The 14,762-nt window shown below is 52.3% G+C and carries 12 protein-coding genes; 4 read left to right on the forward strand and 8 right to left on the reverse strand.

Annotated elements, in window-relative coordinates:
* Positions 1 to 11 precede the first annotated feature (11 nt).
* Positions 12 to 1,121 carry a TlpA disulfide reductase family protein gene (locus B0B12_RS04155; protein WP_076666208.1) on the forward strand — a complete coding sequence of 370 codons (1,110 nt, stop codon included), beginning with the start codon at positions 12 to 14 and terminating at the stop codon, positions 1,119 to 1,121.
* Between the two features lie 175 nt (positions 1,122 to 1,296).
* Here B0B12_RS04155 and B0B12_RS04160 read toward each other — a convergent pair whose 3' ends face one another.
* The 3 genes from B0B12_RS04160 to B0B12_RS04170 form a co-directional block, all read right to left on the reverse strand.
* Positions 1,297 to 1,941, reverse strand: coding sequence for a hypothetical protein (locus tag B0B12_RS04160; RefSeq protein ID WP_076666209.1), 645 nt, complete (start codon positions 1,939 to 1,941; stop codon positions 1,297 to 1,299).
* Between the two features lie 15 nt (positions 1,942 to 1,956).
* Positions 1,957 to 2,487: an acyl-CoA thioesterase gene (locus tag B0B12_RS04165; protein WP_076666210.1), complete on the reverse strand. Its 531-nt coding sequence runs from the start codon at positions 2,485 to 2,487 to the stop codon at positions 1,957 to 1,959.
* Between the two features lie 86 nt (positions 2,488 to 2,573).
* Positions 2,574 to 3,236, reverse strand: coding sequence for a protein-L-isoaspartate(D-aspartate) O-methyltransferase (locus B0B12_RS04170; protein WP_076666211.1), 663 nt, complete (start codon positions 3,234 to 3,236; stop codon positions 2,574 to 2,576).
* A gap of 234 nt (positions 3,237 to 3,470) precedes the next feature.
* Here B0B12_RS04170 and B0B12_RS04175 point away from each other — a divergent pair, with 234 nt between their 5' ends.
* Positions 3,471 to 4,058, forward strand: a complete 588-nt coding sequence (locus tag B0B12_RS04175; protein WP_076666212.1) for a riboflavin synthase — start codon at positions 3,471 to 3,473, stop codon at positions 4,056 to 4,058.
* 61 nt (positions 4,059 to 4,119) lie between these two features.
* On the opposite strand, the gene B0B12_RS04180 is transcribed toward B0B12_RS04175, so the two are convergent.
* The 4 genes from B0B12_RS04180 to hemF form a co-directional block, all read right to left on the reverse strand.
* Positions 4,120 to 5,052 (reverse strand): DUF4249 family protein, encoded by a 933-nt coding sequence (locus B0B12_RS04180; RefSeq protein ID WP_076666213.1) that lies wholly within the window; start codon positions 5,050 to 5,052, stop codon positions 4,120 to 4,122.
* Positions 5,053 to 5,056: 4 nt separating this feature from the next.
* The gene (locus B0B12_RS04185) at positions 5,057 to 7,429 is read right to left on the reverse strand and encodes a TonB-dependent receptor (protein ID WP_076666214.1); all 2,373 of its coding nucleotides are present in this window, start codon (positions 7,427 to 7,429) and stop codon (positions 5,057 to 5,059) included.
* A gap of 43 nt (positions 7,430 to 7,472) precedes the next feature.
* Positions 7,473 to 8,060 carry a phosphatase PAP2 family protein gene (locus B0B12_RS04190; RefSeq protein ID WP_076666215.1) on the reverse strand — a complete coding sequence of 196 codons (588 nt, stop codon included), beginning with the start codon at positions 8,058 to 8,060 and terminating at the stop codon, positions 7,473 to 7,475.
* 72 nt (positions 8,061 to 8,132) lie between these two features.
* Positions 8,133 to 9,032, reverse strand: coding sequence for an oxygen-dependent coproporphyrinogen oxidase (gene hemF / locus B0B12_RS04195; protein WP_076666216.1), 900 nt, complete (start codon positions 9,030 to 9,032; stop codon positions 8,133 to 8,135).
* A 318-nt stretch (positions 9,033 to 9,350) separates the two neighbouring features.
* On the opposite strand from hemF, the gene B0B12_RS04200 reads away from it, so the two are divergent.
* Positions 9,351 to 11,429: an alpha-ketoacid dehydrogenase subunit alpha/beta gene (locus tag B0B12_RS04200; RefSeq protein ID WP_083704074.1), complete on the forward strand. Its 2,079-nt coding sequence runs from the start codon at positions 9,351 to 9,353 to the stop codon at positions 11,427 to 11,429.
* 70 nt (positions 11,430 to 11,499) lie between these two features.
* Here the strand turns inward: B0B12_RS04200 and tamL are convergent, their stop codons facing one another.
* Entirely contained in the window at positions 11,500 to 14,007 is a 2,508-nt protein-coding gene (gene tamL / locus B0B12_RS04205; RefSeq protein ID WP_483247307.1) for a translocation and assembly module lipoprotein TamL, read from the reverse strand.
* On the opposite strand from tamL, the gene B0B12_RS04210 reads away from it, so the two are divergent.
* Positions 13,966 to 14,718, forward strand: coding sequence for a TrmH family RNA methyltransferase (locus B0B12_RS04210; RefSeq protein WP_076666218.1), 753 nt, complete (start codon positions 13,966 to 13,968; stop codon positions 14,716 to 14,718). The genes tamL and B0B12_RS04210 overlap by 42 nt on opposite strands.
* The last annotated feature ends 44 nt before the right edge of the window (positions 14,719 to 14,762 follow it).

The following is a 14,762-nucleotide window of genomic DNA, read 5'->3' on the forward strand; positions in this document are numbered from 1 at the left end:
ACGCAAGAGATATGAACCTAAGGAAGTATGTAGTACTGGCTTCAGCGGCTGCGCTTATGGCAGGTTGCCAGGGTAATAAAACCGCCACTAATGGCAGTGCTTATACCATTGAGGGAAAGCTGCAAAACGCCACGCCAGGGCAAATCTTTTTGTTTGAGCTAGGTGAGCAGCAGTTCATCGCCCGCGACACGGCCGACATCAGCCAGGATGGTACCTTTACTTTTCAGGGCGAGGTGACAGAGCCAACCCTGTACCGCCTAGGACTCGATCAGCAAAACGCGATGATGATGGTGCTGGAAAACAAAGCCATCAAAGTAGAAGCGGATGCGCGAGACCTCAACGCGACGGCTAAATTTGAGAACTCGGAGGACTCAGAGCTTTTCCAGCAGATGAATAAAATGGTGACGGAAAATCGCCAGAAGGAAATGGAGCTTAGTGAGCAATTCAACCGGGCCATGTCGGAAGGCAAGGCAGAAGAAGCCGAAGGTTACCGCCAGCAGTACCTGGCTTTGCAGAAAGGTGTCAAAGATTTCATTGCCAAGCACCCTTCCTCCATCGTGTCGGCTTTCGGAACGCTTAGCCTCGTAAACCCGCAGTTGGACTTTGCCTTTGCTGACAGCATGCTGGCGCTCTATACCCAACACATACCAGAGTCAAAGTATACGAAGACCCTGGAAGAGCGCCTTTCGTCATTGCGCACAACCGCCATTGGTTCTGTTGCCCCGGACTTCAAGCTTCCTACACCTGAAGGCGGCGAAATAGCGTTGTCCTCCCTCAGAGGCAAATATGTGCTGATTGATTTCTGGGCCAGCTGGTGCGCCCCATGTCGCAAGGAAAACCCGAACGTGGTCAAAATGTACAACAAGTACAAAGACCAGGGCTTTGAGATTTTCGGTGTGTCGCTCGACCAGTCGCGTGAAAAGTGGCTGAAGGCGATTGCAGACGACAAGCTGACCTGGCCACAAGTATCAGATCTGAAAGGCTGGGAGAGCTCCGCCGCACAGTTATACCAGGTAGACGCCATCCCCCAAACCATCCTGCTCGACAAGGAAGGCAAGATCATTGCCAAAGGTTTGAGAGGAGAAGAACTGGAAGCTAAAATCGCCTCGCTGGTTCAGTAAGGTATAGGCATAGCCCAAAACAAGAAGAGCCTTTTCTGTTCGGAAAGGGCTCTTCTTGTTTATAAAGGTATAGCCTTCAAAAGTTAAACCAAGTCAAGTCTTGACTGCCTGGGTTAATTATCAGGGTTGCATGCTAAGCGTGGTCGTCTACTGTTGAGTGAACTAAATGCCAAGCTTACTTTTTAAACACACGTTGCAAGGCGCTCCAAAGCAGTTTTTTCTGTTCCTGGTCACCGTCCAGCACCGCCAGCGATTGAGAGAAAACCACAGGCACGCTGCCGACCAGCACCGGATTATACAGTGTGAACTTGTCGTGCGGCAGGTCCGTATCCAGACGACTGGCGAAGCTGAGGATATAATTAGTTTGCAGCGTGTCGCATAGCGCTTCGAACTTCGTCGTGGCGCCCGATACATTATTCACAAAAGCGACATCCGCAGGACCAAAACCAATGGCAGCCAGAATCCTGGTCAGGAATTCAGATTTAGGCAGGGCTTTAAACTCTGGCTCTGGCAGCGTCACCAAAACGAGCAGCCCCTTTCGGTTTTCACCGATCACCTCGAAAGATTTTGGCTGTTCCGTCTTTTCAACCTTAGGTAGTTTAGGTATAGCAGCTGAAGAGGTAGAAGGAGCCGGACCGACAGGTATAGCCTCCGGTGCTGCGTTTTCGACAGCAACAACCGAAACTTCTACTTCTGACTCAGCAAAAACCATTGGCGCACTGACCTCAGCTACCTGCTCTCCATCGATCAGGTATAGCGTTTCCGGCATAAAATGGCGGAAAAAATCATCGCTCAGTTGCTCTGGTGTCAGTGCTGTCATGTGTTCAGGTATAAATTACTCCTTGCCTTCCTTCAGATCGAAAATAGAGCGCAGTTCGTTTGCTTCGCTCGGCTTCATACGGCCAGCCAGCACAAGGCGCAGCTGACGCCGGCGCAGTGCACCGTCATAAAGCTTGATTTCCTCTTCTGTTTCAGGTATAGCCTCCGGCACATCAATCGCCTTACCGGACTGGTCAACGGCAACAAACGTGAAGAAGGCTTGGTTTGACTTTACTTTTCTTCCGGAAGGAATATCCTCGGCATACACCACAATGTGTACTTCCATAGAAGAAGAGAAAGCGCGGGTAACTTTGGCTTCGAGGGTCACCACGTTGCCCAGTTTTATACTTTCAGCGAAAGAGACGTTGTCCACCGAGGCCGTCACCACAATGCGGTTAGAGTGCCTTTGCGCGGCGATGGCCGACACAATGTCCATCCAGTGCATCATCTTGCCGCCCATCAGGTTGTGCAGGGTGTTGGTATCATTGGGCAATACCAACTCGGTCATGATCACGTAAGATTCGCTTACTTTTTTCTGTTTACGCATATCAGTTCTATAAATTCTGCCGCAAAGATAGGGGACGGGAGGCCAAACTAAAAGCCAGGTATAAATTAAGGCGCTTCTGCTTATTTTTATAAAGCGGGATTATCCCAGCCGGATTTTCCGAGCAAAGGCACGAATTTGAAGTCGGAAAATGCTTCCTGCGAGAATTCATTTTCGCCCGTGCGGGTGATGCGCAGCATTTTCTGGCTCGATTCGCCCCCAACCGGGATCACGAGAATACCTCCAATGGTCAGCTGACTCACGAGTGTCTTCGGAACACCCGGTGCGCCGGCCGTCACGATGATTTTGTCGTACGGAGCGTGTGCAGGCAGCCCCAGCGAACCATCGCCGTGAAAGGTATGCGGAAACAGTCCATAGGTTCTGAAAAATTTCACAGCCTTATTGTAGAGCGGTTTGTTATACTCAATGGTGTATACCTTCGGCGTAATCTGCAGAAGCACGCAGCACTGGTAGCCCGAACCGGTGCCAATTTCCAGCACCTTATCGGTTGGCTGCAGCCTGAGCAGCTCGGTCTGAAAGGCCACGGTATAGGGCTGTGAAATGGTCTGGCCCTCGCCGATCGGGAAAGCCTTGTCCTGGTAAGCCTGCTCCAGAAAGGCTTTATCGAAGAAGAAATGCCGGGGTACTGTTTCGATTGCCGCCAACACCCGTTCATCGCGTATACCTTTGTCTCTCAACTGCTTTACCAAGGCGCGGCGCATGCCTTTGTGCTTGTACAAATCTGTCTGCATTTCCCTCTGAATCTAGTAATGTAAAAAGCAGGCTGTTCGCATTGAGGTATAGATTGACGCTATACCTGGCCAGCCATCAGCCCGAAACTCCTGTATGCGAAAATAAGCATACCTACCCAGAGTTACCTAACCGGTTCGCAATTTAATCTCACCCCGCGCGAATTAAACGGGCCGATTGTGCATTTGAGTCAAATCATGGTTAATTTTGAATTCAGACAAAGAGTTAGCAAAGCCATGTTTACAGGTATTATAGAAGCGATGGGCCAGGTAGAAGCCATCCGCGAAGAAGGCACCAACAAGCATTTCACGCTGTCGGCCCCATTCACCAACGAGCTGCAGATCGACCAGAGTGTGGCCCACAACGGCATCTGCCTGACGGTGGTTGAAATAGCAGGCGATCACTATACCGTTACGGCAATTGATGAAACCCTGCAGAAAACGAATCTAAACAGTCTGAAAGTAGGCGACAAAGTGAACCTGGAGCGCTGCATGAGCGCCAACGGTCGTTTCGATGGGCACATTGTACAGGGCCATGTGGACCAGGTAGCGGTATGTGAGTCGGTGGAGGACCAGAACGGCAGCTGGATCTTCACGTTCCGTTACGACCCTTCGCTGGGCAATGTCACCGTGGAGAAAGGCTCTGTAACGGTTAATGGCATCAGCCTGACAGTAGTCAATTCGAAAGATGACCGTTTTTCAGTAGCGATTATACCTTATACCTACGAGCATACAAACCTGCACCAGGTGAAACCGGGAAGTACTGTAAACCTGGAGTTTGATATTATCGGGAAGTATGTAGCGAAGTTGCTAGGTAAAAGTTGAGTGATTTAGTGATCGAGCGAATGAGTGAATTGAAATGACTTAACCAAGCGCAATTAAAAAATCACTCTACCACAATCCGGTGATAAGTCACCCCATAACCGCCCCACACACCTAAGCCTCCGTTGATATTTGACCGCGTTGTATTCGGCGATCCAATCGGGCTGCCGTTGTTGTTGCGCTCGTTTTCCAGGGTATACCAGAAACGGTAGTGTTCCAGATCGATGGCAGCCCAGCGCACCACAATAGTGTCGCCCTTGCCGAAATAGCTATAGGTGTCCAGATCCGGGTCCTTTCCGCGAGGTTCGCCCCGGTCTAGCGGAAAGCTCAAATTCTGCACACCGTTGATCAATTCGTCATTGAAAACGGAGTTGAAGTAGCCCGGGTAGAAGGGCTCGCTGTTGCGTTTGGTGAAGTAGCGAATGCTGTTGCCCAGGGTATCGGGGTCGCGGTAGCGGTAAAAGAGCACAAACAAGCTATCCTGTGCCGGGTCGGGATGTGGCTGTATAAACAACTCCTCCAGCGGATTTAACTGCGGAATGGTAGTCGAAGCAGTCAGCACGTGCCCTTCGTGACTGATCCGGAGTTGGTAGCTTTTGCCAATTTCTCCGCGTAGTTCCTCAGAAGTATAGACATAGAATATAAAGTCGCTGCCACTGGTAAGTTTATCTTCGGGTATAGCGTATTGCTCAGATACTACACGCCGTAGCTCAGGCCAGAATGCGGCTGCCGGCACTTCTTTCAAGGTATAGCTGCGTCCACCCGAACGCACTTCCACCTGCGCGCCATGCACAAAGCTTGCCTCGATTTCAGCAGGAGTGAAGCCATCGAACACCGGCATACTGCGCGTGAGCACCACCACGGGCGGTGCACCCTGCTCGATGTGCCCTTCCACCACCAGCTGTTCCTGACCGGCAGGAATGTCGATGCTTAGGTTTTCCTCGCAGCCTACCAGGAAAAGTAGTGAGATTAATATCAGGAGATTGTTCTTTAGCATCGTATTACCATTTAAAATTCCAGGTGACCGAGGGCAGGGGGAACGGAATTAATGAGACTTTTTTGGCTTGTACCTTTGTATCGGTGCTGTAGGGCGCTCCTTCGCTATCGATGAAGTAGAGGAACGGATTACGCCGTCCATATACGTTGTATATCGCGAAGGTCCAGCTCGACTGCAGCCTTCGCTGCGTCTTTCCTTCCAATGTGGCGGAGAGGTCCAACCGGTGAAAAGGCTGCATCCGGAAAGCGTTCCGTTCTCCGTACTGGTAATTGACCGTGCCTTCGATCAGGTAGCGGCGTTCGGGCATGGTGGTGGCCTGACCAGTGCCATACACAAAGCTGCCCCCGAAGGTCCAGCGGGGACTGTAGGTATAGGTGGCGACCAGCGAGATATCGTGGCGACGGTCGAAGCGGGCGGGGAAGGTACGGCCCTGGTTAATATCAGGAAAAGTGCGGTTTGTCCAGGACAACGTATAGCCGATCCATCCCTGCAGGTTGCCGTAGTTGCGCCGCAGGAAAAACTCCGCTCCATACGATTCACCGCTTCCGCTCACAAACTCGTACTCCAGGTCGCGGTTCGAAGGTCCGGCTACAAAACCTTCGCGGTACTCCAACTGATTCTCCATGGTTTTGTAATAGACCTCCACAGAGCCTTCGTACATATTTTGGTCAAAGCTCCGAAAGTATCCAACCGCATATTGCGTGGCCCGCTGCGGCTCCACAATCGCCGAGCTCGGCACCCACACGTCCAGCGGCAGCGTGGTATAAGCGTTCGACACCAGGTGCAGGTATTGCGCGGAGCGGGTATAGCTGGCTTTGACGGAAGCATCACCTCCCAAGGTATAGCGCAGCGAAACACGCGGCTCCAGCGCCTGAAACTCTTTCACCCGTTCGCCTGCCGAGTACTTCACCGAATCGACAGCGCGTTGGTTCTGATCAAACTGATAAAAAGTGAAGGGGCCCATTTGTGCAAAATAGCTGCCCCTAATTCCCAGGCTCAGCAACAGCCGATCGGTCACGTTCCAGTCATCGGACAGGTATAGCGCTGCCTGATGAGCCGTTTTGGAAAGGATCTGGTCTGTTGAAAAGACATCGCCCTCGGCGGTTTCGGCACTGCCGGAACGGGGACGGAGGGTATGGTGGGTGTAGTGCAGACCATAAGACAACTGGTGGCGCACCGAGGGAGTATAGACAAAGTCTGTTTTGAGGCTATAATCCCGCACGCCGGTCTCCACAGTGGTGGTGATGTCAGCGAAATCCCAGGTGAAATTAAACCCATAATCACTCAGTATGCCTGACACGTCCACGGAATGCCTGTCTGAGAACCGGTGATTCCAGCGGGCAGTAGCGGCGGCATTTCCCCACTGAAAATCGGCCACAAAACGACCGGAGGAGAGTTTGAGCGAGCCCACATCCTTGCCATAATAGCCGCTTAGGTATAGCTTATCCTTAGGCGACAAGGTATAGGAGAGTTTTCCGTTGAAGTCGTAGAAATAATAGGGCACGCCGCCTTGCTCCGTATTGCGTAAAAACGGGCCAAAAAGCACATCGACATAGGTGCGGCGGGCGGAGAAAATGAACGCAGCCTTCTCTTTTATGAGCGGACCCTGCACCGTCAGCCGCGAGGCGATCAGCCCAATGCCTCCTTCTACCTGTAGACTATCCTGGTTTCCTTCCCGCATCTCCACATCCAGCACCGACGAGAGCCTGCCGCCATACCTGGCTGGCATGTTACCTTTGATAATGGTAGCACTGTTAACCGCGTCGCTGTTGAAGACGGAGAAGAAATTGAGCAGGTGGCCCGGATTGTAAACCACGGCCTGATCGAGCTGAATCAGGTTCTGATCGGAACCACCACCGCGCACATAAAAGCCCGTATTGCCTTCACCGCCCGACTGTATCCCCGGCATCAACTGAACGGTTTTCATGATGTCGGTTTCGCCAAACAGCACCGGCAGCGTCTTCACCGACTGCATCGGAATATCAAGCTCGCCCATGGTGGCTGTCTGGGTGATGGGCTTCACGCGCGTACCGATCACTTCCACTTCGCGGGTGCTGTAGCTGGCTGGGGCTAGCCTGATGTCCAGCGTTTCGTTTCGGAAAAGCTGCAGCGGCAGCTCCTGGCTTTGGTAACCGATGTAGCGGATCAGCAAGGTATAGGTTCCGGGAGGGGCAGTCAGGCTATACCTGCCATCGGCCTCCGAAACCGTACCAATAGAAGGGCGCTCCTTTAAACTGATGGAAGCACCAGCCAGCGGATTGGCCGAGTTCGTCTCCAGTATCCGGCCGCGCAGCACAAAACTATCCTGCGCCCATGCGGGCAGCGCGGGCAGTAGAATAAAAAGCGGGAACAGGTATAAGAGATGTCGTAGTTGCAAGTCCGGAAATCAGCTGTTCTAACAATACGACAGAAACAGCGGATTATGCCAAAGGTTTGTGTTGAAAGCGGGTATATTTTCGGAGCCAGAAACGGTAGCCTACTACCGCCAGCATCGCGGTTCCGGTACCAACCAAAGCGCCCCCGATGATATCGCCCGGGTAGTGCACGCCCAGGTAAATGCGTGAATAAGACACCAACACCGCCCAAGCCACTAGCACGATCTTGAAAACCAGGTAGCGGTCGGAGAGGATCAGGTTGAAGAACACCGCCAGCGCAAAGCCCGTGGAGGCATGCGAAGAAAGGAAGCCGAACTGTCCGCCACAGCCCTGCACCAAATTCACCATAGCCGAAAGCTCCGGATCGTGGCAGGGACGCAGCCGGGCAAAATAGGGCTTAAAGATACCGGAGGCCACATAATCAGCCAGGCCTACACCTGCCACCGCCATCAACAGCATCGGGATGCTCTGCAGACGATAGCGCCAGACAATGTAGCCGATCAGCAACAGGTAAAAAGGAATCCAGAAGTATTTGTTGGAGACCGTGACCATTATCGTGTCCCAAAACGGGCTCTGCTGCTCGTTCAGGTATAGGAACAGTTCCTGATCAAGTTTTTCAAGTTGCTCCAGCATGTGGTCGCTACGCTTGATTAAAAATTACAGAATTAAAAAAGAGGTTTAAAAGACTGGCAATTCCGGCTTAAACTAAGCGATGTTGATCCAGTCAATGTCCTTTTTGAGATAGGCCAGCGTCTTTTCTTCCGCGCTACCCGGCTCCGGCTGGTGGTTGTATACCCAGGAGGCATGTGTTGGCAGGCTCATCAGGATGGACTCAATGCGGCCGTTAGTCAGAAGACCAAACTTGGTGCCGCGGTCGTACACCAGGTTGAACTCTACATAGCGGCCACGACGGATCAGCTGCCACTGTTTCTGGCGCTCATGATAAGGGAGGTCGCGGTTCTGATTGATAATCGAGGTATAGAAAGGAGCGAAGGCATAGGCCACGTCACGCACAAAAGCAAAGCGCTGCTCCAGGCTGATCTCGTCAGTCGCCATCAAGCGGTCGAAGAAAATGCCACCCACGCCGCGTGTTTCTTTGCGGTGCTCATTAAAAAAGTAATCATCCGCCCACTTCTTGAACTCCGGATAATACGAAGGATGATGTTTGTCGCATACCTCCTTCATGGCCTGGTGAAACTCACGCGCCTGCTTCACATCCACGTAGATCGGGGTCAGGTCGATGCCACCACCAAACCAGGCCGTACCGTCGCCCGCCTCGAAGTAGCGCACGTTCATATGCGTGATCGGCACCATCGGGCTATGCGGGTGCATGACGACCGATACGCCAGTTGCAAAGAATTTCGGGTCCGGCATCTGAAGCATTTTCAGAAAAGAGGGCGAAAGCTCACCCTGCACAGCAGAGAAGTTGACGCCGCCTTTTTCCAGCACGTTTCCATTTTCGATGATGCGGGAGATGCCGCCACCGCCCTGCTCGTGCTGCCACTCATCTTTCTGAAAAGTGGCACCGCCGTCACAATTCTCCAGGTCACGCACCAAATCCAACTGGAACTGGCGCATAAAGGCTTCAACTTCTTCTCTGAACATATTTCTCAGGTTTTAAAAGTCGTATCAAGTATCACGTATCAAGTAGCACGACTTTGCTCAGGGAAATGACTGACAAAGGGCTTCATGACAAAGGACAAAAGAATTTCATACGGCAATTACATCTTACCTTAAATTGTCCTTTATTTTTGTCTAATAGTCTTTTGTCAAATAATCTCCGAAGGAATCGTGCTACTTGATACGTGCTGCTTGATACGAAGCCTCAAAATTACCAAATAAACCCCGCTCTACCGAACATTCGTAAGGATTTCAGAAAAAGGGCTTTTTTGCTTATCTTCGGCCAATAACTAAGCGCAATCTATGTCAAAAGAACTGATGGAGGCTTTTAAGATTGACACAAGCATTCTTAAAAAGGCCTACCGCCTCATGATAACTGCCAAGACCATGGCAGACACCTACGAAGAAAACAAAACGATCTGCAGCAAGTACGTGCACAGTACCTCACGGGGTCATGAGGCCATCCAACTGGCCGCTGCCTTTCAGCTGAAGCCCTACGATTACGCCGCACTCTACTACCGCGATGATTCCATGCTCCTGGGTATGGGTATGCAGCCTTATGAATTGATGCTGCAACTCATGGCCAAAGCCGGCGACCCTTTCTCGGGAGGCCGCACCTACTACGGACACCCTTCGCTGCGCCGCGAAGGTTTTCCGACGATTCCGCACCAGAGCTCGGCCACTGGTATGCAGGCGATCCCTGCTACCGGCATGGCGCACGCCATTGCCTATATGGAGTCGCAGGGGCTGCTGAATGGAGAGGAGAAGCCGGTCGTGCTTTGCTCGTTGGGCGATGGCTCGGTGACGGAGGGCGAGGTAGCCGAGGCCTTCCAGATGGCAGTACTCAAAAATTTGCCGATCGTATACCTGGTGCAGGATAACGACTGGGGTATTTCGGCTACCGGCAAGGAAATGCGCGCCATGGATGCCTATGAGTATGCGGCCGGGTTTAAAGGCATGGAGCGCCTACGCGTGAACGGCTCTGATTTCAGCGAGTCGTACGAAGGTATGCGTGTGGCTTTTGAGTATGCTAGAGAAGTTCGTAAACCGATTTTGGTACACGCCAAAGTGCCGCTGTTGGGCCACCATACTTCGGGTGTGCGCCGCGAGTGGTACCGCGGTGACAACCTGCAGGCACACAGCGTAAATGACCCGATCCCGAAACTACGCCAGGCATTGCTGGAGGCGGACGTGACCACAGAAGAAGTGCAGTGGCTGGAGCAGGAGGCGCAGAAAGCAGTAGCCGATGACTACCAGCGTGCACTCGATGCCCCAGTTCCTGATCCAAACACATTTGACCAGCACGAGTTTGCGCCAACGCCGGTTACAGAAGAAAAAGGCGAACGCAGCCCAGCAGGAGCAGAGAAGACCATAATGGTGGATGCCGCGCTCCATGCCGTGGACGATATTCTTCGTACCTATCCGGAGGCCTTGTTCTATGGACAAGACGTGGGAGGGGAGCTCGGTGGCGTGTTCCGTGAGGCGGCTCTTTTGGCCAAAAAATACGGCGACGCCCGCGTGTTCAACACCCCCATTCAGGAGGCTTACATTGTTGGCTCAACCGCCGGAATGTCGACTGTAGGAGCCAAAGCGATTGTCGAGATACAATTTGCCGATTATATCTGGCCGGGTATGAACCAACTGGTAGAAGAGCTCTCTAAGAGCTGCTACCTGTCAATGGGCAAGTTCCCGATCCAGTCCCTCATCCGGGTGCCAATTGGCGCATATGGTGGAGGAGGTCCTTACCACTCCGGCAGTATTGAATCTACGCTGCTTACCATACGCGGCATTAAAGTAGTATACCCTAGCAATGCTGCCGACATGAAAGGCCTGATGAAAGCCGCTTTCCTGGATCCGAACCCGGTGATCATGCTCGAACACAAAGGCCTATACTGGTCAAAAGTAGCGGGCACCGAAGACGCTAAAACCGTGGAGCCGGACGAGAATTATATTTTGCCACTTGGTAAAGCCAATGTGGTTCAGCACGCAAGCGACGAAGAAATCCGATTGGGCAATTCCATGACTGTGATCACCTATGGCATGGGCGTGTACTGGGCGAAAACGGCTTCGAAACAATTTAAAGGAAGTGTGGAGATCTTGGACCTGCGCACGCTCAACCCGCTGGACTTTGAATCGGTAGTAGCCTCTGTCCGCCGACACGGCAAGGCGCTGGTGCTGACCGAAGAGCCACTCATGAACTCCTTTGCTGAGTCACTGGCTGGACGCATCTCCAAGGAGTGCTTCCAGCAGCTGGACGCGCCCGTCTATACCTTGGGTGCCGCCAACCTGCCCGCTATACCGCTGAATGTGGAGCTGGAAAAGATGATGCTGCCTAACCCTGATAAAGTAGCCACCGCGATGGAAGAACTACTGAACTACTAAACCCAGGTATAGCAGACATAAATAAAGCCCCGTCACTAACTGACGGGGCTTTATTTATTAAGATTAGGTTCTAGAAAGGATAACCGATGCCGATGTTCAGGTTAGTCCGTCGCTCTGCAGGAGGAGCCTGACGGAAAAGGTCAGAGAAACGGAAGTCGCGGATGACGAACTTGTTCCCGTTGATGTCGCCGGCCGGATCGTATACCTGCGTGGCAAAGTCGAAGCGCAAGATCACAACCGAAAAGTTAAGACGCAGGCCAAAACCTGTGCCGACGGCTAGTTCTTTGTAGAAACGATTGAACTGAAACTCCGAACCCGGGCGGCTGTCAGGCTTGAGCATCCAAACGTTGCCGGCGTCGACAAATACTGCCCCATTCAGAAATCCAACCATGTTGAAGCGATACTCGGCACTGGCCTCCAGCAGTACTTCTCCCGGCTGCTCCGCTACATAAGGCCGCACCACAGGTTCTCCGTTTACAATTTCGGTACGCAACGTACGGTAGGAGCCGGGCCCCAAACGGCGGGCCGTCCAGGCTCGCACGCTCGCAGCACCACCGGCAAAGAAATACTTATCATAAGGTAGCGCAGTAGAGCCAAAAAGCGGGCCACCCACCCCTGCGTTCACTCTGTAAACAAAATAGCGGTTGCCACCCAGCGGAATGTAGCGGCGATAATCCGGGTTGATCTTGGCGTACTGAAACTGTCGCAAACTTCCGAACTCCGGCAGAATACCGAGCTTCGATGTAAGTCCGCCTACCTCGCTGAGCACACGGAAATAACGGGCGTTGCGTGACTGTATGAAGTCGTTGGTGTTGTAGATCAGGTTAAAGCCGATAAAAGAAACAAATCCGCTCCGGAAGCTCTCGATGAAAGAGCGGCTCAAATCACTCAACTCCCTCAGATCAGATTCGAAGGTTGAATCAATGCGGCCAACCTGGATCACGTTCACATTCACCGGCGAAAACACATACTGCACCGTAGGCGTTAGCAACGGACGCGGGTATTTGTACCAGATATAGTCCAGCGAAGCCTCATAAAGCGTGCGCTGAAACTCCAAACGGTTAACATTGGTGTAACCGGCATACAGCCGAGTGCGCGGATTAAAGTCCTGCAGAATGTTTTTGCCCCCGAAAGGTAGAATAAAGAGCGGAAAAGTCAGGGCGGCGTCTCCACCGAGCTCGCGTATCATCACCGTCTGCTCCGGGTTAGATATGTTAAACTGTCCTTCCAGTCCTCCCCGTATACCTAGCTCCAGGTTCTCAGCTCCTCCAAACACATTCCTGATCTTTAATCGAAAGGTAGAAAAAGGTCCCGGCCGGCGCTCTGAGTAGGTAAGGCCCAACTCCGTCGTTTGCTGAAACTTTTTAGAAGGGACAGCATTCACAAAAGCGTCGAGCTGATTTCCAGCCAGTATATCAGTCGGGTCTGTTATCTTGCTGTAACTGACGTTGTTGAACTGAAACACGTCCATTTCGGCCAGCCGCCTCTGCGTAAGCGAAGTCCTGAACTGACTATAGCGCTGATCTGGGTAGACGGATACCTTTTTATCCAGTATATTAGGTGAGAATCTCTGATTATAGGCCAGGTACTTCACATTGTTGTACTCCAGGGTGTCGCGCACCAAACCGAAGCGGTCTGCGTCTGTTTTAAAATATACGTTCCGGATGGTATAAGCCTTGTGAGCGGGTTGATCCTCCGGGTTCTGGATGATGGTATTGACCCGAACGGTGTTTCCTCCGAAACTGGTATCGACCTCAAACTCGATGTAGGCGCGCACAAAGTCAAAATACCCGTTATGGCGAATCATTTCGTACAGGCGATCCCGCTCAGCACTGATCAACTGCTCGTCATACACGTCACCCACCTTGAGCAAAGAGCGATCCTCGTACCGCTTCACAACCTTCAGCAGGGAATCATCAGGTATAGCATAGTTGAACTCACTGTAGCGGTAAGGCTCGTTTTCGTTGATGTTAAGCGTAATGTATACCTTTTTGCCCTTTTCCTTCTTATCATAGCTGAGCTCGTGGTTAAAGAAGCCTTTGGTGTTCATGTAAATCTCCACCTGGTCCATGGTGCGCTCCATTAGCAGGGAGTCGTAAATGGCAGGGGGCTCACCGATCTGCATGAGCAGGTTGCCCTCTTCCTTGCGGTCGCGCTGACGGGCAATGCGGCGGTCATAGCGATCTTGTATGCGGCGCGATTTGGTGGAGTCGCCACCCACTTCCGCAATTTTGTCTGCGCGTTTTTTGCGAAGTTCCGCAATGCGCTCGTCGATGCGGGAGGGGCTGTAGAATTTTTTTCCGAAATTGTAGATGGCCAGGTAGGGGGTAGAGGCCAGGAAGGTGCGGTTGGGCTGCTGCTGATAAAGCGCCTCCACATCCGTCTGGCTTACATGGTTAATACCCTTGGGCTCTATACCTAAGAGGAGTTGCTCGTTTTCGCCCAGATTTTTGGTGGGCACACAGGCAGCAAAACTAATAATTGTAATTACCAGCCCGAATATGTAACATCGTGTTCTCAAACGATTCTCTGCTCTATGTTGTCGAAAGCTACTGTAAAGTACGTTAATGCCCTGCAAGTAAAAAAATACCGTAACCAACACCAAGCCTTTGTGGTGGAGGGTGCCAAAAGCGTACTAGAGCTTCTGAACTCTGATTTTGAGCTGCAGCACCTGTTCATTACCGATGAGTTTCTGCAGGAGCACGGCAACAGGCTGGGCAAAGGTACACGATACGAACTTGTTACGGAACAGGAGTTGACAAAGGCGGGCACTTTTTCGAGTAATAATGCCGGACTGGCCGTGGCCCGCATGCGCCAGCTGCCTGCACTGCAGTTCAAGCCCGGTGATTTTACAATTGCCCTGGACGATGTTCGCGACCCGGGCAACCTGGGCACCATCATCCGCATTGCCGACTGGTACGGCATCCAGACGATCGTGTGCTCTGAGTCCTGCGCTGACTTCTACAACCCTAAAACCATTTCAGCCACTATGGGCTCCTTCACCCGCGTCAAAGCCTACTACCTCAACCTGGGCGAGTGGTTGCGCGAGCTGCCGGGTAGTATTCCCATCTATGGAGCATCGCTGGAAGGAGAGAACCTGCACCGCATACAACTGCAGCCCCAAGGCGTGGTAGTGATGGGCAACGAGGCCAACGGCATACGCCCGGAGGTCGCCAGTGAAGTGAACCAACTGATTAAAATCCCCGCCTTTGGCAAAGCCGAATCGCTGAACGTTGCCACAGCCACGGCCATCATCATCGACAATTTCATGCGCCATGCAGGGGCCTGAAACAACAAAGGCCTCTGAATAGAGGCCTCTGCTGCACACAATTT

Origin of the sequence: Pontibacter indicus, from assembly GCF_900156345.1 — a bacterium.
Taxonomy (GTDB): domain Bacteria; phylum Bacteroidota; class Bacteroidia; order Cytophagales; family Hymenobacteraceae; genus Pontibacter; species Pontibacter indicus.